Below are 19,954 nucleotides of genomic sequence, written 5' to 3'. Positions count from 1 at the left end.
TGGCCGAACAGGGCCGCGGACTAAGGAGAGTTCGGTGGAGAAGCACGACGGGCCCGATGTGGGGCCGGGCCGGGCCGATACCGGCCGGGACCGGCCCGGCGACCTGAGAGACCCCTGGTACGACGCGTTCGCCTCCGGCTGGGGAGAGCTCGACGGCACAGGGGCACCGGCTTCCGTGGTGTCGCCCCGGACCGCGGCCCGACAGGGGAGCACGAGCCCGGCCGACATCTACTTGGAGGTGCAGCGCAGCGCCGCCTTCCAGGAAGTGCGCGGTCGGTACCGGAGGTTCGTCGTCCCGACCGCGGCAGCCTTCTTCACCTGGTACTTCGCGTACGTCGTGGCTGCGACGACGGCGCCGGGGCTGATGGCACGCCCCGTCACCGGTGCCGTGAACGTGGCGATGGTGGCGGGACTCGGGCAGTTCCTCACGACGTTCCTGCTGACGTGGGCGTATGCGCGCCATGCCCGGTTGCGTCGGGACAGGCCCGCGCTCGATCTGCGCTGGGCCGTCTTCGAGCAGAAGCGGGATCAGGAGCGGGAGCACGAGCGGCGGCAAGAGCAGGGGCAGGAGCAGGCTGCGGCGCTGCGGCCGGAAGCGTCACCGGGGCAGTCGCGGGGGCAGGGGGCGGAGCGATGAGGGGCGATCATCAGACCCTGGCCCTCCTGCTGTTCGGGGTGTTCGTGGCCGTCACCCTGGCGATCACCACCTGGGCGAGTCGCAACCGGCACGGCTCGGCGGAGGAGTTCTACGCGGGCGGGCGGCTCTTCTCCCCGATGGAGAACGGTTTCGCCATCGCGGGTGACTACATGTCGGCCGCCTCCTTCCTCGGCATCTCCGGACTGATCACCCTCTTCGGCTACGACGGGCTGCTCTACTCGGTGGGCTTCCTCGTCGCCTGGCTGGTCGTCCTGTTCCTCGTGGCCGAACTGGTCCGCAACTGCGGGCGGTTCACGCTCGGCGATGTCGTCGCGGCGCGGATGAGGGAACGGCCGGTGCGGATCGCGGCGGGAACTTCCTCGGTCACCGTGTCCGTTCTCTATCTGGTGGCGCAGATGGTGGGGGCGGGCTCACTGGTGGCGCTGCTGCTCGGCGGGACGAGCGGTGCGGCGCAGGCCTGGACGGTGATCGGCGTCGGCGCACTGATGGTGATCTATGTGTCGTTGGGAGGGATGCGGGCCACCACCTGGATTCAGATCGTCAAGGCAGTCCTGCTGATGGGCGGGGCGATCGCGCTGACCGTCCTCGTCCTGGTGCGCTTCCACGGCGACTTCAACCAGCTGTTGCGGACCGCGGCGGACCGCAGTGGCCACGGCGACCGGTTCCTCGCACCCGGGTTGAAGTACGGCGGGGGCTGGACCGCGCGCCTCGACTTCATCAGCCTCGGGCTCGCGCTCGTGCTCGGCACCGCCGGTCTGCCGCACATCCTGTCCCGCTTCTACACCGTGCCGACCGCGCGGGCCGCCCGCCGCTCCGTCGTCTGGTCCATCGGCCTCATCGGCAGCTTCTACCTGATGACGATCGTGCTCGGATTCGGCGCGGCCGCCCTGGTGGGCCCGGACGCGGTGCGCGGGTCGAATGCCTCGGGCAACACGGCAGTTCCACTTCTCGCGCTCGATCTGGGAGGCGGCGCGCACTCCACAGGCGGAACGGTTCTGTTCGCGATCGTCGCCGCCATCGCCTTTGCCACGATCCTCGCGGTGGTCGCGGGCATCACACTGGCTTCGTCGGCGGCCGTGGCCCACGACCTGTACGCCTCCTTGCGGCGGCGCGACGCGAAGCCGCGCAGCGAGGTGGCGGTTGCCCGGCTCTCCGCGGCCGGGATCGGTGTGGTCGCGATCGGCCTCGGCCTGCTGGCCCGCGACCTCAACGTCGCGTTCCTGGTGGGCCTCGCCTTCGCCGTCGCGGCATCCGCCAATCTGCCGGTGCTGCTCTACTCCCTGTTCTGGCGGAACTTCACGACACGGGGCGCGGTGTGGTCGGTCTACGGGGGGCTGTTGCCCGCGCTCGCGCTGGTGACCCTGTCGCCGGTGGTCTCCGGAGGGCCCCACTCCCTCTTCCCCGGGGTCGACTTCCAGTACTTCCCCCTGGAGAACCCCGGCCTCGTCTCCATCCCGCTGGGCTTCCTCGCGGGCTGGATCGGTACCGTGACGTCGCACGAGGAGGCGGACGAGGCCAAGCACGCGGAGACGGAGGTGCGGTCGCTCACCGGCGCCGGTGCGGCGTAACGATTCCCTTGCGGCGTCCGGACTCCCGGGTGCCTCAGACGCTGGCCGCCCACTCGTAGCGGTGCTCGGGGCGGCCCGTGTCCCCGTACTTGAGACTCAGCCTGACCCGGCCCGTGCGCTCCAGGAGCTTCAGATAGCGCTGTGCCGTCTGCCGGCTCAGCCGTGTGCGGTCCGCCAGCTCCTGGGCCGAGAGCGGCCCCTCCGCGGCCATCAGCGCCCGGCGCACCAGCTCCGCCGTGGTGGGGGAGTGCCCCTTGGGCAGCTCGGGGGCGGGAGTCGACGACAGGGCGCCGAAGATGCGGTCGACCTCGGCCTGCTCGGCCTCGCCCCCGCCGTCCAGCGTGCGGCGCAGCGTGGCGTACGCGTCGAGCTTGGCGCGCAGGCCCGCATAGGAGAACGGCTTCACCAGGTACTGGAGCGCGCCGTGCCGCATCGCCGCCTGGACCGTCGCTACGTCGCGCGCCGCGGTCACCATGATCACGTCGGTCTGGTGGCCCCGCTCCCGCAGGCTGCGTACGACGGAGAGGCCCGTCTCGTCCGGCAGATAGTGATCCAGCAGCACCAGATCGACGGGGACGTCCTCGACGAGGCGCAGGGCCTCGGCGGCGTTGTGTGCCTTCGCGGCCACCCGGAAGCCGGGGATCTTCTCCACGTAGGCGGCATTGACGTCCGCGACGCGGGTGTCGTCGTCCACGACAAGAACGTCGATCATCGTGGCTCCTTCGGGACCCGGGTCATCGTCGCTCCTTCGCGCCTTGGGTCATCGTGCTCCTCCGCCGCGGCGAGCGTGGGCTCCGTCAGCCCTTCGGGCAGGACGACGCTGAACTCCGCGCCACCGTCCGGTGCTTGGCCGACCCGGGCGCTGCCGCCCTGCCGCTCGGCGAGCCTACGGACCAGAGCCAGGCCGATGCCGCGCTTGCCGTGGGCGGGGGGCTCCTTGGTGGACCAGCCCTCGGTGAAGATCGTCTCGCGCTGCTCGGCCGGAACTCCGGGGCCGGAATCGCGCACCTGTAGGACCACGGTTCGGCCTTCGGTGCGCACATCGACCTCCACGCGCGCGTGGCGGGTGCCCGCGGCGGCGTCGAGAGCGTTGTCGACGAGGTTCCCGACGATCGTGACGAGCCCGCCCGGATCGACGAGCCGGTCCGGCAGGGCGGTGTCGCGCGGCACCGAGAGCGCGACGCCCCGCTCCGCCGCGACCGTGGCTTTGCCGACCAGCAGGGCGGCGAGCAGCGGGTCGTTGATCTTCTCGGTGATCTGCTCGGCGGTCACCCGGTGAGCGCCCGCCACCTCGCCGACGAACTCCGCCGCCTCCTCGTACATCTCCAGTTCGAGCAGCCCGAGGAGCGTGTGCATGCGGTTGGCGTGCTCGTGGTCCTGCGCGCGCAGGGCGTCGATGAGGCCACGGGTGGAGTCGAGCTCCCGGCCGAGCTGTTCCAGCTCCGTGCGGTCGCGCAGGGTGGCGACGGCGCCGCCGTCGTCGGTGGGCATGCGGTTGGCGACCAGGACGCGTTGCCCGCGCACGGTCAGCAGATCGGTGCCGGTGACCCGGCCCGCGAGCACGTCGGTCGTACGCCCCGGGCCGAGCGCATCGTCGAGCGGCTGCCCGATCACCTCCGTGCCGAGGCCGAGGAGGCGCTGCGCCTCGTCGTTGAGCAGCCGGATCCGGCCGGTCCGGTCCAGGGCGACGACTCCCTCGCGGATGCCGTGCAGCATCGCCTCGCGCTCCGCGAGCAGGGCGGAGATGTCGGAGAAGGCCAGGTCGCGGGTCTGCCGCTGCACCCTGCGGGAGATCAGATACGCGGCGAGCGCGCCGACGGCCAGGGCCCCGCCCGCGTAGGCGAGCAGCCCCGGGATCGAGTGGACGAGCCGGGCCCGCACGCTGTCGTACTCGATGCCTACGGAGACGGCGCCCACGATGTCCCCGCTCGCGTCCCGCAGCGCCACCTTGCCGCGCGCGGAACGGCCCAGCGTGCCGTTGTCGATCTCCATGACGTCACGGCCCGCGAGGGCGTCGCTGGGGTCCGTCGAGACGACCTTGCCGATCTGGCCACGGTCGGTGTGGGACCAGCGCACGCCTTCCTTGTTCATGATCACTACGTACTCGGCGCCGCTGGCCCGCCGGATCCGCTCCGCCGCCTTCTGGACGGGTCCTTCGGCCGTGGGCCCGGAGGACGACAGGTCCTCGGCGATGCGCGGCTGGGCGGCCGTCGTCTGCGCGATGGCGAGCGCGCGACGCATCGCCTGGTCGTCGAGCTGATCGCTCAGCGGCGCGAGGAAGAGGCCGGTGGCGAGTACCGCGACCCCAGCGGCAATGGCCAGCTGCATCAGCAGCACCTGCGAGAACACGCGCCGCGGCAGGCCGAGGCGGAGGCGTCGCGCGGGGGAGGTCGGGCTCATGTGTACGAACGGTACGGCCGCGAGCGCGCTACTCCGAAGTCACTGTGGCGGGGATCTCGTACGTGGGCCCGTCGGCGCCGTCCGGGATCGCCCGCACCGCCACCACGTCCATCCGTGCCGGTGAGGCCAGGGCCGCGCCGCAGCTCTCCGGGCGGGGCGGCTGCGACACCCCCTGCGCGACGGTGACGCGCCACCGGCGTCCGTCGGCGTGCGCGACGGTCACCTCCCAGCGCGGGGCCGCTCCGTCGGTGCCGTCCGTCGCGACGACCCGCAGGGCGTCGGCCGCGTCCTCGCCGGTCGCCGTGCGCACGGCGAGCTCGGCGGCCTGCCCGGGCCGCTCCCAGGCCGAATTGCCCCGGCAGCCGTCGGTGCGGACCCGGCCCGCGCGTGCCGCGTCGAGGATCTCCTTGACGGCAGTCGTCTCCGCTCGGCCGTACGCGTATCCGTAGGGCAGCACGAGCAGCGTGGGGGAGAAGCGATGACCACCCAGATGAGTGATCTCCCAGGCGCCCTGTTCCCCCGAGGCGGTGAGTGCGGCGGCGAGCGGCCTGCCGAGCAGGGCACAGCAGCGGTCGCGCTTGCCGTTCGTGCAGACGAGCGCGAGCGGGGCGCCGGTGTGCGGGGTGCCGAAGCCGCCGTGGTCGCCCGCGCCGAGGGCGGCGAAGTCGAGGTCCAGCAGGTCGCGGGGATCGTCGAGCACCGTGCCGCGCAGCCAGGTGCGGCCGGGGACGGTGTGTCCCACGTACACCTGGTGCCGGGCCGGGGCGTGACAGTCCGCGTGGCGCCCTGGGCGGCGGATGAGGGCGACGCGCACGCCGGTTCCCTCGGCGGCCTTCTCCAGGGCGCGGCCGAGCTCCGGGTCGAGATGGCTGGACGTCAGGGCCTTGGCGCCCCAGGGGCCCGGCTGTTCCAGCAGAAGCCATGTCCTGGCGGTGGCCGCGGTCCCCGCGAGAGGCTCGGTCAGGTCCCGCGAGGCGGTCGCGCACGTACTCACGCAGGTGAGCCTAACCCGCCCCTCATTCCGGGCGAATCACACGTCCGCCGGGGCGGGCATCGGCTGCGGCGGACGCAGACCGACGTACTGGCCGCTGGGGCGCATGCGTAGCGGCCGCTCCTCGTACTCCTCCAGAGCGTGTGCGATCCAGCCTGCCGTGCGGGCCACCGCGAAGATCGTCTCGCCCGCCTCCGAAGGCATCCCCGTGGACGCCGTGAGGACGGCCAGGGCGAGGTCGACATTGGCCCGCAGGTCGGTGTGGCGGGCGGTGGTGGCCACTACGTCGCGGGCCGCCGCGAGGGCGGGTCCTGCCTTCGGCATCACCTCCAGGAGGGCGAACAGCGTCTGCGCGCGCGGGTCCTCGCCGGGGTAGAGCCGGTGGCCGAGCCCGGGAACCCGACGGCCTGCCCGGAGTTCGTCGGCGACCACGGGAGCCGCGCTGCCCCTGTCGAGCACATCGAGCAGCATGCGGTGGGCGAGCCCGCTCGCCGCGCCGTGTAGGGGGCCCTCCAGGACGCCGAGCCCCGCCGACACCGCGGCGTAGGGGTGGGCGCGCGCCGAGGCCGCGACGCGGACGGCGAGCGTCGATGCGGCGAGGTCGTGGTCGACGAGCAGCGCGAGCGCCGTGTCCAGGGCGTGCAGCTCGGCCTCGTCCGGCTTGCTGCCGGTCAGCCGGGCCCACAGGCGGCGGGCCAGCGGGCCTTCGTCGCGGTGGCCGGGCAGGACCGGCGGAAGCGCGGTGACGAGGGTGGGGATGAGCGTGCGCGCGGTACCGATGACCGCCTCTTCGGAGAGGTCGAAGCGGAGCGGGTCGGCGGCCGCGGCGGAGATGGCGGCGACACGAAGGCGGTCGGTGTGGCCGCTGTGCTCGGGCAGCGCGTCGACGGCGCGGCGGGCGGCGGCGGTGGTCTCCTCGGGGGCGGTGAAGCCGATGCCGGGGCGCAGGACGCCGGTCCACAGCCACTCGGCGACCTCTTCGTAGGAGTGGTTCAGCGCGAGCTCCGTGGCGTCGACACCGCGGAAGTAGTAGTGATCCTTGTCGATGAGCGTGATGCGGGTGCGTACGGAGAGCTCGTTGGCCGTGGTCGGTGCCGCGGGTTCCCGCCTGTTCCTGCGGGCCAGCGCCTCGACCTCCTTGGCGTCGAACGTGCTGCCCCGCGAGCCAGCACCGCGGCGGCTGCTGAGCTGGCCGCGGCTCACGTACGCGTACACGGTCTCGGGCTTCACGCCGAGCAGTTCGGCGGCTTCCTTGGTGCTGAGCCGCCGACTTTCGTGCGCGGCTCCTTGATCCGTCATGGGCGTCACCGTATCTGCATCCCGATGTCTGTACATGTGTATTGATTCAATCAATATTGACAGCACAACAGTCAAGCATGGACAGTCGAATCAAGTCCAGGGAGGAAGTCGAGGAAGAACATGCCGATCAATGGCTCCGCTGCAGTCCCCACCGAACCCGTGGAGGTCCCACGAGGACTCGCGGGCGTCGTCGTCACCGAGACTGAAATCGGAGACGTCAGGGGGTACGAGGGCTTCTACCACTATCGCCAGTACTCGGCCGTCGAGCTCGCGCAGAACCGCGGCTTCGAGGACGTGTGGCACCTGATGTTCCACGGCGAGCTGCCCGACTCCGAGCAGAGCGCCGCCTTCGCCGCGCACACCGCGTCACTGCGCCGGTTGCCCGCGGAGGTGCGTGAGGCGCTGCCTGCCATAGCTCGCGCCAGTGTGCTGTCGGGCCCGCTCTCCGGGCTGCGCACCGCCCTCTCGCTCTTCGGGGCGTCGAAGGGCTTCCGTCCGGTGTACGACATCGACGAGGACCGTCGCCGCGCGGACGCCCTGGCCGCGTCCGCCGTGGTGCCGACGCTGCTCACCGCGCTGTACCGGCTCGGTCAGGGCCTCGACCCCGTCGAGCCGCGCGACGACCTGTCGTACGCCGCCAACTACCTCTACATGCTGACCGGTTCGGAGCCGGACGCCGCCCGCACCCGGGCGATCGAGCAGTACTTGATCTCAACCATTGACCACGGTTTCAACGCGTCAACATTCACCGCCCGCGTCATCACCTCGACGGGTGCGGATGTGGCGGCCTGTCTGGTCGGCGCGGTCGGTGCGCTGTCGGGTCCGCTGCACGGTGGCGCTCCGAGCCGGGCCCTCGACACACTCGACGCGATCGGCACCCGCGACCGCATCGACGGCTGGATCCGCGAGCGGGTACTCGCGGGCGACCGCATCATGGGCTTCGGCCACCCCGTCTACCGCACCGAGGACCCGCGCTCACGCATGCTGCGCGGCATCGCCCAGGAGTTCGGCGGCGACATGGTGGAGTTCGCGGTCGAGGTCGAGCGCCAGGTCGAGGAGATCCTGGCGGAGCTGAAGCCGGGCCGCGAACTGCACACGAACGTGGAGTTCTACGCGGGCGTGGTCATGGAACTGTGCGGCCTGCCCCGGGACATGTTCACGCCGACGTTCGCATCGGCACGCGTGATCGGCTGGAGCGCCAACATCCTGGAACAGGCACGTGACTCGAAGATCATTCGGCCAGCGGCGCGATACGTGGGGGTGGCGCCTCCGGTGCCGGTGCCGCCCGGCCTCTGACGGCTGCGGGGCGTCGGCGACCGGCAGCGAGAAAAGACCTGGTCACGCTCGGCGTGACCAGGTCTTGGCAGTCGTTGACTAGGTGGTGGTGGGCTCCGAGCCGTCGGCCCGGAACGGCATGCCGAAGGGGGGCCTCAAGGATCAGACGTCAGGAATGTCCATCTTGGCCCGAAGTAGTGTTGCGCGAGTGATGACCACGATCCGCTCGTCACTCGAACGACCTGCGTCGGCCGGAAGCTTGCTGTCGAGTGCCGCCGTCATGTCTGCGCCGATGACGGCGAAATTTCCGTCACTCAGCTCGAAGATGTCGGGGCACGTGTTGCCGTCGAGACTGCCGCGCTGCCGGGGAGAGGCGCCGATGCGGCGGGTGATGTCTGGTGTGGTCACGAGCGGTAGGGTCCCATACAAGCCACGGCTGCTCCCCCTTTTCAACCGCTTTGACACGAAAATGAAGACGCCCGCTCGATTGACGGTCATGAACCAGGCGGTCGACGGCCGGGCGGCACCTCGAAGTACTCGGCGGACGGTACTGCCGGGCCCGCCGCTACAGCCGCTGCGAACGCCTCATCCGAGATGCGTACGAACTTCTGCAGTCGGCGGTCGGTGCCCGAGGCTGTGAGGCGCCGCCAGGACGGTCCGCTGTTCGTCCAGTAGGCGCGGCCGACTTCCCCGCGGAAGTAGTCCTCCAGAACGGCCCTTATGGTCGGCTCGTCGTACAGGTTCAGCTTGTAGTCGCTGCTCCACATGCTCACGATCAGATTGCTGACGAGCAGTTGCCGCCAACGCTCCTGCGTGACGGCGGTGTTGGGCGGCTCCCAGCACACCAGGAAGTCCGGGTCGCTCAAGGTGAGCAGAGTCAGTTCACGGTGCGCGGAGCGGTGCGACTCGTCGTTCTGGATGCGGGTCTGCTGGGCGTGGTGCGAGATGGACAGGACTACGCCCACCAATGCGGCGGCCGAGAACAGCACGGACAGTGCGCCGTACGTCTGGCTGATGTTGCTGAGCCGATTCCAGTCCAGATCGTGTGGCGCGAGAGCGCTCAGCAGGAACGGGGTCGCGGAAATGACGGCCAGGGCCGCCAGGGCGGCGCCAGCCCACGTCGTCGCACGTTGGTACTGGCTGGTGCGTGGTGTCACGGTGGTGCCCTCCTCCGGCCCGTAAGAGCGATCCCGCCGGGGCCGCTGTAGAAGTTCGGCGGCGCAGCCCCGGTGTCGGGCCCTGCGCCGCCGCCGACCGGCTGTCTTTCTGCTACTTCTCGGGGATGTAGGGCTTGGCGCGGATCAGAGTCTCGCGGCTGATGACCACGATGCGCTCGTAGTTGGCCCGGCCGGCATCCTCTGGCAGCGTCGGATCCAGTACGGCGGTCCGGTCGGTACCGATGATGGCGAAATCGCCGTCAGCGAGCTCGAAAATGTCTGGGCAGGTGTGAGCTGAGGCGCAGCCACGCTCACGGGGAGACACACCAATGCGGCGAACGATCGACACTCGGTTCCCGATCCTGTGATGGGTGGATGAGCGGCCGACGAGTTGACGGTGCTCACCTCGTTGGGCGCGACCATAGGACATCCTTCAGTCCGGCGGCGTACCGACCACCCACCACTCGTCCGTATCCGCTTCGTCGAGGTCATGGAGCAAGTTGTCGACCATGCGGCCCACTTGGGCCTCGATCGAGTCCTCTTCCAGGCTCGCCCGGGCGGCCCGGGTCATCTCCCAGTACTCCCGGAAGATGGGGTTCTGGAGGGTGCCGCGAAGGTGGCCGAAGAGCTGCACCCGGCTGACGTTGCCGATGCGGTACGAGAGCAGCGCGTTGGTGTACAGGGCGTTGGCGAAGAGGAACTGACGGTGTTTCCCGGGCGGGATCGTTCCTCCGGAGGTGTCGAGTACGGCAGCCAGAGAGGGGTCCTCCATGGCCTTGCTCAACAACTCCCAGTGGAGCCGCTGTTGATTGGCGAGGTCGACGTGCCGCTGGTGTTCGCTCCGGTCCTTCTGCTCGCATCGATCGAGCCGCAGCTTCAGCCCTTTAAGCTGGTGCTGCTGTGACAAGAAGGCGCTCGCGGCGCCCACGGTGAAGGCCAGGCCCGCCGCCGCGGCTGAGCCCACCCCCCGTGTCCAAATATTTTGTGTGGCCATGTCAACCCCCGATTCGGGCGACCGTCCGCCGGTCGTCGGTTGCGGGTCGACAGGGAGCGGACCGGCGAGCGGTGGGCGGTGCGCTTGCCGCCTCCCAGGGTGCCGAGCGGCTCTGATCGACAGGGAGGCGGAGAGGAGGCGCACGGAAGGAAGCAGTGGTCTGACAACCCTGCGCCGTGCCTAACGTGTGCCCCGCGAGCGCCGCTAACAATCGTTCACTCCGTGGCCCGACTACGCGTGCCTATCCTGGCCCCGTCTTCATTCGTCGTACGGGACCCGCAGCGGTCCGTACCAGCGTCGACACGAGGTCAGCGTTGAACAAGCAGCAGATCCCGGTCGTCGTCCTCGCCGGATTTCTCGGCTCGGGCAAGACGACCCTGCTCAACCATCTGCTGCACCGCAGCGGCGGCAGCCGGATCGGGGCGATCGTCAACGATTTCGGTTCGATCGAGATCGATGCCATGTCGGTCGCCGGGCAACTCGGCGACTCGACCGTCTCCCTCGGCAACGGCTGCCTGTGCTGTGCCGTGGACGCCAGTGAGCTCGACGAATACCTGGAGCGGCTCGCCCGGCCCGCCGCCGGGATCGACGTCATCGTCATCGAGGCGAGCGGGCTCGCCGAGCCGCAGGAGCTCGTGAAGATGCTGCTGGCCAGCGAGAACCCGCACATCGTGTACGGAGGGCTCGTCGAGGTCGTGGACGCCGCCGAGTTCGAGGCCACCAGGGAGCGGCACCCCGAGGTGGACCGGCACCTCGGCATCGCCGACCTCGTCGTGGTCAACAAGGCCGACCGGGTGCCCGCAGAGGAGCGCGAGCGCGTCGTCCGGGCCGTCCGGGGGCTCGCGGGGCGCGCGGCCGTCGTGGCCGCCTCCTACGGCCGCGTCGACGTGGAGCTGTTCTTCGACCGCGCGCCCGTGGGGGAGCGGGTCGGACAGCTCTCCTTCGACGACCTGCGCGAGGACGACCTCCGCGAGGACGACCTCCGCGAGGAGCACCTCCGCGAGGACAGTCACGCGGAGACCGAGGCCTGCGCGGACGGTCGATGCGCGCACCACGACCACCTGCACGCCGCCTACGAAAGCCTCGCCTTCACCTCCGAAGTGCCCATGGGCCCGCGCCCCTTGATGGCCCTGCTCGACAGCCGGCCCGAAGGGCTCTACCGCATCAAGGGGTACGTCGATTTCGGCGCGGCCGATCCACGGAACCGGTACGAGGTGCACGCCGTGGGGCGCTTCCTGCGCTTCTACCCGGAGCCGTGGGCTCCGGGTGAGCCGCGCCTCACCCAGCTGGTGCTCATCGGGTCGGACGTCGACGTACCGACCCTGGAGAAGGAGCTGGAGGCCTGCCGCGAGGACGCCCCACAGGCCGATGAGCAGGGCATGTGGGGCGTACTGCGATACGTGCGGGAGCCGGAGCCGGACGGGGAGTTGGACCAGGAGCCGGATGACGGGTCCGGCTCCCGGCGCGGGTAGCCGCGGCCGCGACTACGCCGGTCCCGCCACCGCCGCCACCGGCTTCTGGAGCGAGACGCCCGAACCGTCGCGGCGGGGGTCCACCTCCGGCAGCTCGGCCGGTGTGCCGTTGCGCTGGGCCGCGTGCGGCGGCGTCGGGCCCGCCCAGGCGAAGCTCAGACAGTCCTCGCCCTTCAGGAACCGCTGGACGCGCACGCCACCCGTGGCGCGCCCCTTGCGCGGGTACTGGTCGAACGGGGTGAGCTTGGCCGTCGTCTGCACCGAGTCGTCGAGGGTGCCGCGCGAACCCGCCACCGTGAAGACGACCGCGTCCACCGCCGGGTCCACCGCCGCGAAGGAGATGACCTTCGCGCCGTCGACGAGCTTGACGCCCGCCATGCCGCCCGCCGGACGGCCCTGGGGACGGACCTGCGAGGCCTGATAGCGCAGGAGCTGGGCGTCGTCCGTGATGAAGACCAGGTCCTCCTCGCCGGTGCGCAGCTCGGCCGCGCCGACGATCCGGTCACCGTCCTTGAGCGTGATGACCTCCAACTCCTCCTTGTGGGAGGGATAGTCGGGGACCACACGCTTGACGACGCCCTGCTCGGTGCCGAGCGCGAGGCCCGGTGAGGACTCGTCGAGCGTCATCAGGCAGATCAGCTTCTCGTCCTTCTCCAGGGACAGCAGCTCCGAGACGGGTGCCCCTCCGGAGAGGTTGGGCGCGCTCGCCGTCTCCGGCAGCTGGGGGAGGTCCACTACGGAGAGGCGCAACAGCCGCCCGTCGGACGTGACCGCACCCACCTCGCCGCGCGCGGTCGCAGGCACCGCCGAGACGATCACGTCGTGCTTCACGCGCTTGGTGTCGCTCTCGGCGAAGGGCTCGCCATTGGCCGTGCGGGCCAGCAGGCCCGTCGACGACAGCAGGACCCGGCACGGGTCGTCGGCCACCTGCAGCGAGACCGGGGCGGCGGCCGGGGCACCGGAGGACTCCAGGAGCACCGTGCGCCGGTCGGTGGCGAACTTCTTGGCGACGGCGGCCAGTTCGGTGGAGACCAGCTTGCGCAGCTCCGCGTCCGACTCGAGGATGCCGGTCAGCTCGTCGATCTCGCCGTTGAGCCGGTCGCGCTCGGACTCCAGCTCGATGCGGTCGAACTTGGTCAGGCGGCGCAGCGGCGTGTCCAGGATGTACTGCGTCTGGATGTCGCTGAGCGAGAAGCGCTCGATCAGGCGCTCCTTGGCCTGCGCCGAGTTCTCGCTGGAGCGGATGAGGCGGATGACCTCGTCGATGTCCAGGAGGGCGACCAGAAGGCCCTCGACCAGGTGCAGGCGGTCGCGCTTCTTGCCGCGGCGGAACTCGCTGCGGCGGCGCACCACGTTGAACCGGTGGTCGAGATAGACCTCCAGGAGCTCCTTGAGGCCGAGGGTGAGGGGCTGGCCGTCCACCAGCGCCACGTTGTTGATGCCGAAGGACTCCTCCATCGGCGTCAGCTTGTAGAGCTGCTCGAGGACCGCCTCGGGGACGAAGCCGTTCTTGATCTCGATGACCAGGCGCAGGCCGTGCGCGCGGTCGGTGAGGTCCTTGACGTCGGCGATGCCCTGCAGCTTCTTCGAGCCGACCAGGTCCTTGATCTTGGAGATGACCTTCTCGGGGCCGACGGTGAAGGGCAGTTCGGTGACGACGAGACCCTTGCGGCGCGCCGTCACGTTCTCCACGGAGACCGTGGCGCGGGTCTTGAAGGTGCCGCGGCCCGATTCGTACGCATCCTTGATGCCGTTCAGCCCGACGATCCGGCCGCCCGTGGGCAGGTCGGGCCCCGGCACGTACTTCATCAGCGTCTCGAGGTCGGCCCCCGGGTGCTTGATGAGGTGGCGGGCGGCGGCGATGACCTCGCCGAGGTTGTGCGGCGGCATGTTCGTCGCCATGCCGACCGCGATGCCCGACGCGCCGTTGACCAGGAGGTTCGGATACGCCGCAGGGAGGGCGGTCGGCTCCGTCTCCTGGCCGTCGTAGTTCGGCTCGAAGTCGACGGTGTTCTCGTCGATCGACTCCGTCATCAGGGAGGTGGCGTCGGCCATCTTGCACTCGGTGTACCGCATGGCGGCCGGCGGGTCGTCGTTGCCGAGCGAGCCGAAGTTCCCGTGGCCGTCCACCAGGGGGAGGCGCATCGAGAAGGGCTGGGCCATGCGCACCAGCGCGTCGTAGATCGACGCGTCGCCGTGCGGGTGCAACTTACCCATGACCTCGCCGACGACACGGGCACACTTCACATAGCCGCGGTCGGGGCGCAGGCCCATCTCGTTCATCTGGTAGACGATCCTGCGGTGCACTGGCTTCATGCCGTCGCGGGCGTCCGGCAGGGCGCGGGAGTAGATGACCGAATACGCGTACTCGAGGAAGGAGCCCTGCATCTCGTCGACGACGTCGATGTCGAGGATCTTCTCCTCGTACGACTCGTCGGGCGGCGGGGTCTTCGTGCTGCGGCGGGCCATCGCTGCTGCGGCTCCTTCACCAAGCAAGTGCGGGTTCTGACGCCGACCATTGTGGACTGTCCCACTGACAACGCCGACCACGACCCGTGCACCGGCGGTGTCACCCGCGACTACGCCGAGGGCGGAGCGGGAACTTCGTCAGGTGCTGACACGCTTGCATACAGTGGCAGGACTGGCAGCAATTGTTCTGATCCAGCAATGATCCAGCGATCGAAGGGACGTACATGCCCATGGGTCACACGGCCACAGCCGAGGCCGGCTCCGGCGGCCTGACAGCGACCGAGCACCGGCTGGCCAACGGCCTGCGCGTGGTGCTCTCCGAGGACCACCTGACCCCGGTCGCCGCGGTCTGCCTCTGGTACGACGTCGGCTCGCGCCACGAGGTCAAGGGGCGTACAGGCCTTGCTCACCTCTTCGAGCACCTGATGTTCCAGGGCTCGCAGCAGGTGCACGGCAATGGCCACTTCGAGCTGGTCCAAGGAGCGGGCGGTTCGCTCAACGGCACGACGAGCTTCGAGCGCACCAACTATTTCGAGACCATGCCCGCCCACCAGTTGGAGCTGGCCCTCTGGCTCGAGGCCGACCGGATGGGCTCGCTGCTCTCCGCGCTCGACGAAGAGTCGATGGAAAACCAGCGCGACGTCGTCAAGAACGAGCGCCGCCAGCGGTACGACAACGTTCCGTACGGCACGGCGTTCGAAAAGCTGACCGCCCTCTCGTACCCGGAGGGCCACCCCTACCACCACACGCCCATCGGCTCCATGGCCGACCTGGACGCGGCCACCCTGGAGGACGCGCGCGCGTTCTTCCGCACGTACTACGCGCCCAACAACGCCGTCCTCTCGGTCGTCGGCGACATCGACCCGGAGCAGACGCTGGCCTGGGTCGAGAAGTACTTCGGGTCGATCCCCGGACACGACGGCAAGCAGCCGCCGCGCGACGGTTCACTGCCCGAGCGCATCGGCAAGGAACTGCGCGAGGTCATCGAGGAAGAGGTCCCGGCCCGCGCCCTGATGGCCGCCTACCGCCTTCCGGAGGACGGCACGCGCGCGTGCGACGCGGCCGACCTCGCCCTCACCGTCCTCGGCAGCGGCGAGTCCTCCCGGCTCTACAACCGGCTCGTGCGCAGGGACCGCACCGCGGTCGCCGCCGGGTTCGGCCTGCTGCGCCTCGCGGGGGCGCCCTCGCTCGGCTGGCTCGACGTGAAGACGTCGGGCGACGTCGAGGTGCCCGTCATCGAGGCCGCCGTCGACGAGGAGCTCGCCCGCTTCGCCGCGGAGGGCCCCACTCCGGAGGAGATGGAGCGAGCCCAGGCGCAGCTGGAGCGCGAGTGGCTCGACCGGCTCGGCACGGTCGCGGGCCGCGCCGACGAACTGTGCAGGTTCGCGGTCCTGTTCGGCGACCCGCAGCTCGCCCTCACGGCCGTCCAGCGCGTCCTCGACATCACCGCGGAAGAGGTCCAGGAGGTCGCCGGGGCCCGGCTGCGCCCGGACAACCGCGCGGTGCTCGTGTACGAGCCCGTTGATGGGGCCGAGGAGGCCGCAGACGCCGCCGAGGGCGCCGAGGAAGAAGAGGAGGCGGCGAAGTGACCGAGGCCGCGACGATGCAGTTCCACCCCCAGCCCCAGGCCGGTACGGCCAAGCCCTGGGCCTTCCCGGCCCCCGAGCGCGGCACGCTGCCCAACGGCCTCACGGTCCTGCGCTGCAACCGCCCCGGCCAGCAGGTCGTCGCCGTCGAGATCCACCTCGAAGCGCCCCTGGACGCCGAGCCGGAGGGCCTGGACGGCGTCGCCACCATCATGGCGCGGGCCTTCAACGAGGGCACCGACAAGCACTCCGCGGAGGAGTTCGCCGCCGAGCTCGACCGCTGCGGCGCGACCCTCGACGCGCACGCCGACCACCCGGGCGTGCGGGTCTCGCTCGAGGTCCCGGTCTCCCGGCTCCCGAAGGCGCTCGGTCTGCTCGCCGACGCCCTGCGGGCCCCCGCCTTCGCGGACAGCGAGATCGAACGGCTCGTACGCAACCGCCTGGACGAGATCCCGCACGAGGCCGCCAACCCGGCGCGCCGCGCCGCCAAGGAGCTCTCCAGGCAGCTCTTCCCGCCGACCGCGCGCATGTCGCGCCCGCGTCAGGGCACCGAGGAGACGGTCACCGCCATCGACTCGGCGGCGGTGCGTGCCTTCTACGAGAAGTTCGTCCGCCCCGCCACGGCCACCCTGGTCGTGGTCGGCGACCTGGTGGGCACCGACCTGGACGCCGTCCTCGCGGACACCGTCGGCGCCTGGACCGGCTCCGCGGGCGAGTCGCGCCCCGTGCCGCCGGTGATCGCCGACGACCGCGGCCGCGTCGTCATCGTGGACCGCCCCGGAGCGGTCCAGACGCAGCTGCTGATCGGCCGCGTCGGCGCCGACCGGCACGACCGTGTGTGGCCCGCCCAGGTGCTCGGCACGTACTGCCTGGGTGGCACCCTCACCTCCCGCCTGGACCGTGTCCTGCGCGAGGAGAAGGGATACACCTACGGCGTACGGGCGTTCGGCCAGGTGCTGCGCTCCGCCCCGGACGGGACGGGCGCCGCCATGCTCGCCATCAGCGGCTCCGTGGACACCCCGAACACGGGCCCGGCGCTGGACGACCTCTGGAAGGTGCTGCGCACCCTCGCCGCCGAGGGGCTCACCGACGCCGAGCGCGACGTGGCCGTGCAGAACCTGGTGGGCGTGGCCCCGCTCAAGTACGAGATGGCCGCCTCCGTGGCGGCGACGCTCGCCGACCAGGTCGAGCAGAACCTGCCGGACGACTTCCAGGCGCAGCTGTACCGGCAGCTGGCCGCCACCGGCACCGTGGAAGCCACTGCGGCCGTCGTGAACGCCTTCCCGGAGGACCGCCTGGTGACGGTCCTCGTCGGGGACGCCGCGCAGATCGAGGAGCCCGTCAGGGCGCTCGGGATCGGCGAAGTGAGCGTGGTCACCGGCTGAGTGACGGTCGGCGTCGGCACTGAGCCACAGTCAGGACCTAGCGGGACCCCGGTGACCCTTTCGGCCACCGGGGTCCTCATATGTCCGGATTGGTATGGAGGTTGCCTGTCTGCCGTGTGGCGTGCGCTACAAAAGTCGCGTTCTGTTTGTCGATTGAAAGATGCCCCGTTTAGCGTCGACCCGGCTGTTCGTCGCGCAGTACGCCGCATCCGCGGCACCGGACAGTCATCGCCGAGTCCCCGTACGGCGCGAGCCAGGGGAGCCGGGGACCCACATGTCCCCTGGGGTGAATCGGGCACCTTGCCGCGAGGTGAGGGACCCGTAGGAGACCTTCCTGCTCCGAACCCGTCAGCTAACCCGGTAGGCGAGAGGGAAGGAAAGGAACACCCGCCACATGGCGTTCACCCGTGCCACCGGGAAGCACCGTCGTCCGAGTCGCATCACGCGGACCACCGCGAACGTCGCAGGTGTCGCGGCGCTCACCACCACCGGTGTCATCGGAGGCCTTGCCGCCCCCGCGCTCGCCGCCGCCGACGAAGCGGCCGTGGAGCACACCGGACTCACCCAGGCGATATCCGTCGGCGACTCGCTCGCCGAGAGCGTCGACGCGCAGGCCGCCGCGCAGCGCCAGGCCGCCGACGACGCCGCTGCCGCCAAGAAGGCCGAAGAGGCCGCCAAGAAGAAGGCCGCCGAGGAGAAGCGCAAGGCCGAGGCCGAGGCCAAGGCGAAGGCCAAGAAGGAGCGCGAGGCCAAGGAGCGCGCCGCCCGCGAGGCCGAGCGCAAGCGCCTGAACACCTACGTCTCCCCGGTCTCCGGCTCGTACGTCTCCACGGGCTACCAGACCGGCGGCGCCATGTGGTCCTCCGGCAGCCACACGGGTGTCGACTTCCACGCCGCGTCCGGCACCGCGGTCCACGCGGTCGGCTCCGGCACCGTCGTAGAGGCGGGCTGGGGCGGTGCCTACGGCAACAACGTGGTCATCAAGATGAACGACGGCACGTACACCCAGTACGGCCACATGTCGTCCCTCGGCGTCACCGTCGGCCAGACGGTCACCCCGGGCCAGCAGATCGGTCTCTCCGGGTCCACCGGCAACTCCAGTGGCCCGCACCTCCACTTCGAGGCCCGCTCCGGCGAGGAGTACGGCTCCGACATCGACCCGGTCTCGTACCTGCGCTCGCACGGCGTCAAGGTCTGATCCGAAGCGGACGACCGACGCGGTCGACCCGCGCGGATGCCCCCGCAGCACTTCACCGAAAGCCCCGGCTCCTTCCGAGCCGGGGCTTTCGGCGTTCCCCGGCCATCGTTGCCCGCCGCCCGTTCTTGGCCAAAAGATATCCATGGATTTCTGTCCGCCGTCGGAAATTCCGGCGCTCTGCAATAGAGTCACGGAACGAGCGTCGGTCGACCGCGTGTCGCGGGGATTAAGGCGGAGGTCCGGTCATGCGCGTTCCCGCGCACTCGGTATGCACAGCCATTCGGGACGACATAGTCGCCGGTGTATATGAGAGGGGCGGCAGGCTCACCGAGGAACTCCTCGCGCGGCGCTACGGAGTCTCCCGCGTCCCCGTGCGCGAGGCCCTGCGCACGCTGGAGGCCGAGGGCTTCGTCGTCACCCGCAGGCACGCGGGCGCGTGCGTCGCCGAGCCGACGGAACAGGAGGCCGCGGACCTCCTGGAGGTCCGGACGCTGCTGGAGCCGCTCGCCGCGGCACGGGCCGCGCAGCGCCGCACGGACGCACACCTGAAGGTCCTGCGCGGACTCGTCAGGCTGGGCCAGCAGCGCTCCAGGAGCGGCCGAGGGGAGGATCTGCGTTCACTGGGCGGCTGGTTCCACGAGACGCTCACCCAGGCGTCCGGCAGCCCCGGCCTCACGGCGCTGCTCACGCCGCTCCGGCACAAGATCGCCTGGATGTACGTCGTCGAGACCCCGGCGGCACCGGACGAGTCCTGGTCCGAGCATGCGGCGATCGCCGACGCGGTCGCCCGCCGTGACGCGGAACGGGCGAGGGCGCTCACCGCGGCACACGTCGAACGGGCGCGCGCGGCCCACCGATTGCGGCCCGCGCGCCGGGGCGGCCGCGTGAGGGATTCGCAACATGCCGTAAACACGGTGAGTCTCCGGAATTAACGGAGGCGCCGTATACAAAGAGGTGTCGTAAGGGGAGTCGTCTTGCGATCAATTCGCGGCAATTCCGCCCGGCCCCACGGTGTGCACGAAAACGACGTACATGAAAACGATGTGCATGAAAAATCAAGCGCATACGTCAATGGGGTCACCCGGAATTCCGGGTGACCCCATTGACGTAATGCGAGGAACGTGTCCTAGACCGTCTCCGGAAGCTCCTCGAGCCCCTCGGCGACCAGCTTCGCCAGACGGTCGAGGGCGGTGTCGGCACCCTCGGCGTCGGAGGCGAGCACGATCTCTTCGCCGCCCTGGGCGCCCAGTCCGAGCACCGCGAGCATCGAAGCGGCGTTGACCGGGTTGCCGTCGGCCTTGGCGATCGTCACGGGGACGCCGGCGGCCGTGGCCGCGCGGACGAAGATGGAGGCGGGTCGGGCGTGAAGGCCCTCGGCCCAGCCGACGTTGACGCGGCGCTCAGCCATGTGTTGCTGCCCTTCCAGGTGTCTCACACTTGTCTAGACCAGTGTCTCATGCCGTCGCGGGTGCTCTGCCGGACAGAGGTCCCGGCCCCGGCCG

Annotated in this window: 18 protein-coding genes and 1 riboswitch; of the genes, 8 read left to right on the top strand and 10 right to left on the bottom strand. The window is 70.4% G+C overall.

All coding sequences use genetic code 11. The features are described 5' to 3' along the window. Nucleotides 1-58 precede the first annotated feature (58 nt). Both ABZV77_RS03855 and ABZV77_RS03850 read left to right on the top strand, forming a co-directional pair. A complete protein-coding gene (locus tag ABZV77_RS03855) occupies nt 59-637 on the top strand; it encodes a DUF485 domain-containing protein (protein ID WP_356250186.1) in 579 nt (192 codons plus the stop codon). Continuing rightward, entirely contained in the window at nt 634-2,226 is a 1,593-nt protein-coding gene (locus ABZV77_RS03850; protein ID WP_356249903.1) for a cation acetate symporter, read from the top strand. Before ABZV77_RS03855 ends, ABZV77_RS03850 begins: the two co-directional genes overlap by 4 nt. A gap of 34 nt (nt 2,227-2,260) precedes the next feature. On the opposite strand, the gene ABZV77_RS03845 is transcribed toward ABZV77_RS03850, so the two are convergent. From ABZV77_RS03845 to ABZV77_RS03830, 4 genes are read right to left on the bottom strand one after another with little or no spacing between them, the layout of a single operon-like run. Further along, complete coding sequence (locus tag ABZV77_RS03845; RefSeq protein WP_356249901.1) at nt 2,261-2,938, bottom strand: response regulator; 678 nt, start codon at nt 2,936-2,938, stop codon at nt 2,261-2,263. Further along, complete coding sequence (locus tag ABZV77_RS03840) at nt 2,935-4,626, bottom strand: sensor histidine kinase (RefSeq protein WP_356249899.1); 1,692 nt, start codon at nt 4,624-4,626, stop codon at nt 2,935-2,937. Before ABZV77_RS03840 ends, ABZV77_RS03845 begins: the two co-directional genes overlap by 4 nt. Nucleotides 4,627-4,654: 28 nt before the next feature. Continuing rightward, nucleotides 4,655-5,620, bottom strand: coding sequence for a sucrase ferredoxin (locus tag ABZV77_RS03835; RefSeq protein WP_356249897.1), 966 nt, complete (start codon nt 5,618-5,620; stop codon nt 4,655-4,657). A 36-nt stretch (nt 5,621-5,656) separates the two neighbouring features. After that, entirely contained in the window at nt 5,657-6,916 is a 1,260-nt protein-coding gene (locus ABZV77_RS03830; RefSeq protein WP_356249895.1) for a citrate synthase family protein, read from the bottom strand. 120 nt (nt 6,917-7,036) lie between these two features. Here ABZV77_RS03830 and ABZV77_RS03825 point away from each other — a divergent pair, with 120 nt between their 5' ends. After that, complete coding sequence (locus ABZV77_RS03825; RefSeq protein WP_356249894.1) at nt 7,037-8,212, top strand: citrate synthase/methylcitrate synthase; 1,176 nt, start codon at nt 7,037-7,039, stop codon at nt 8,210-8,212. Nucleotides 8,213-8,353: 141 nt separating this feature from the next. Here ABZV77_RS03825 and ABZV77_RS03820 read toward each other — a convergent pair whose 3' ends face one another. The 4 genes from ABZV77_RS03820 to ABZV77_RS03805 all read right to left on the bottom strand — a co-directional run bounded on the left by ABZV77_RS03820 (nt 8,354) and on the right by ABZV77_RS03805 (nt 10,312). Continuing rightward, nucleotides 8,354-8,599 (bottom strand): hypothetical protein, encoded by a 246-nt coding sequence (locus tag ABZV77_RS03820; protein ID WP_356249892.1) that lies wholly within the window; start codon nt 8,597-8,599, stop codon nt 8,354-8,356. An 86-nt stretch (nt 8,600-8,685) separates the two neighbouring features. After that, on the bottom strand, nt 8,686-9,348 hold the full coding sequence (locus ABZV77_RS03815) for a DUF6082 family protein (RefSeq protein ID WP_356249890.1): 663 nt from the start codon (nt 9,346-9,348) through the stop codon (nt 8,686-8,688). A gap of 112 nt (nt 9,349-9,460) precedes the next feature. Beyond that, nucleotides 9,461-9,697: a hypothetical protein gene (locus tag ABZV77_RS03810; RefSeq protein WP_356249888.1), complete on the bottom strand. Its 237-nt coding sequence runs from the start codon at nt 9,695-9,697 to the stop codon at nt 9,461-9,463. 84 nt (nt 9,698-9,781) lie between these two features. Further along, nucleotides 9,782-10,312, bottom strand: a complete 531-nt coding sequence (locus tag ABZV77_RS03805) for a DUF6082 family protein (protein ID WP_356249886.1) — start codon at nt 10,310-10,312, stop codon at nt 9,782-9,784. Nucleotides 10,313-10,656: 344 nt separating this feature from the next. Between ABZV77_RS03805 and ABZV77_RS03800 the strand changes: the two genes are divergently transcribed. Next, nucleotides 10,657-11,814 carry a GTP-binding protein gene (locus ABZV77_RS03800; RefSeq protein ID WP_356249884.1) on the top strand — a complete coding sequence of 386 codons (1,158 nt, stop codon included), beginning with the start codon at nt 10,657-10,659 and terminating at the stop codon, nt 11,812-11,814. A 12-nt stretch (nt 11,815-11,826) separates the two neighbouring features. Here the strand turns inward: ABZV77_RS03800 and ABZV77_RS03795 are convergent, their stop codons facing one another. Next, nucleotides 11,827-14,283, bottom strand: a complete 2,457-nt coding sequence (locus ABZV77_RS03795; protein WP_356249882.1) for a DNA topoisomerase IV subunit A — start codon at nt 14,281-14,283, stop codon at nt 11,827-11,829. A gap of 224 nt (nt 14,284-14,507) precedes the next feature. Between ABZV77_RS03795 and ABZV77_RS03790 the strand changes: the two genes are divergently transcribed. The 4 genes from ABZV77_RS03790 to ABZV77_RS03775 all read left to right on the top strand — a co-directional run bounded on the left by ABZV77_RS03790 (nt 14,508) and on the right by ABZV77_RS03775 (nt 19,384). After that, nucleotides 14,508-15,872, top strand: a complete 1,365-nt coding sequence (locus tag ABZV77_RS03790; RefSeq protein WP_356249880.1) for a pitrilysin family protein — start codon at nt 14,508-14,510, stop codon at nt 15,870-15,872. Continuing rightward, nucleotides 15,869-17,254, top strand: coding sequence for a pitrilysin family protein (locus tag ABZV77_RS03785; RefSeq protein ID WP_356249878.1), 1,386 nt, complete (start codon nt 15,869-15,871; stop codon nt 17,252-17,254). The genes ABZV77_RS03790 and ABZV77_RS03785 overlap by 4 nt, the downstream gene beginning before the upstream one ends. Before the next feature lie 219 nt (nt 17,255-17,473). Continuing rightward, nucleotides 17,474-17,636: riboswitch (cyclic di-AMP (ydaO/yuaA leader) on the top strand. A 12-nt stretch (nt 17,637-17,648) separates the two neighbouring features. After that, the gene (locus ABZV77_RS03780) at nt 17,649-18,452 is read left to right on the top strand and encodes a M23 family metallopeptidase (RefSeq protein WP_356249877.1); all 804 of its coding nucleotides are present in this window, start codon (nt 17,649-17,651) and stop codon (nt 18,450-18,452) included. 245 nt (nt 18,453-18,697) lie between these two features. Beyond that, nucleotides 18,698-19,384: a GntR family transcriptional regulator gene (locus tag ABZV77_RS03775; RefSeq protein WP_356249875.1), complete on the top strand. Its 687-nt coding sequence runs from the start codon at nt 18,698-18,700 to the stop codon at nt 19,382-19,384. A 194-nt stretch (nt 19,385-19,578) separates the two neighbouring features. On the opposite strand, the gene ABZV77_RS03770 is transcribed toward ABZV77_RS03775, so the two are convergent. Further along, the gene (locus tag ABZV77_RS03770; protein WP_356249873.1) at nt 19,579-19,860 is read right to left on the bottom strand and encodes an HPr family phosphocarrier protein; all 282 of its coding nucleotides are present in this window, start codon (nt 19,858-19,860) and stop codon (nt 19,579-19,581) included. Nucleotides 19,861-19,954 lie beyond the last annotated feature (94 nt).

This window comes from Streptomyces sp. NPDC004732 (assembly GCF_040609235.1).
Lineage (GTDB): Bacteria > Actinomycetota > Actinomycetes > Streptomycetales > Streptomycetaceae > Streptomyces.
This window is presented reverse-complemented; position numbering and strand designations above follow the sequence as displayed.

Coding starts and splice junctions, on each gene's coding strand:
- ABZV77_RS03830 (WP_356249895.1), bottom strand. CDS start 6,916: ATGACGGATCAAGGAGCCGCGCACGAAAGTCGGCGGCTCAGCACCAAG.
- ABZV77_RS03795 (WP_356249882.1), bottom strand. CDS start 14,283: ATGGCCCGCCGCAGCACGAAGACCCCGCCGCCCGACGAGTCGTACGAG.
- ABZV77_RS03780 (WP_356249877.1), top strand. CDS start 17,649: ATGGCGTTCACCCGTGCCACCGGGAAGCACCGTCGTCCGAGTCGCATC.
- ABZV77_RS03825 (WP_356249894.1), top strand. CDS start 7,037: ATGCCGATCAATGGCTCCGCTGCAGTCCCCACCGAACCCGTGGAGGTC.
- ABZV77_RS03840 (WP_356249899.1), bottom strand. CDS start 4,626: ATGAGCCCGACCTCCCCCGCGCGACGCCTCCGCCTCGGCCTGCCGCGG.
- ABZV77_RS03845 (WP_356249901.1), bottom strand. CDS start 2,938: ATGATCGACGTTCTTGTCGTGGACGACGACACCCGCGTCGCGGACGTC.
- ABZV77_RS03850 (WP_356249903.1), top strand. CDS start 634: ATGAGGGGCGATCATCAGACCCTGGCCCTCCTGCTGTTCGGGGTGTTC.
- ABZV77_RS03770 (WP_356249873.1), bottom strand. CDS start 19,860: ATGGCTGAGCGCCGCGTCAACGTCGGCTGGGCCGAGGGCCTTCACGCC.
- ABZV77_RS03790 (WP_356249880.1), top strand. CDS start 14,508: ATGCCCATGGGTCACACGGCCACAGCCGAGGCCGGCTCCGGCGGCCTG.
- ABZV77_RS03775 (WP_356249875.1), top strand. CDS start 18,698: ATGCGCGTTCCCGCGCACTCGGTATGCACAGCCATTCGGGACGACATA.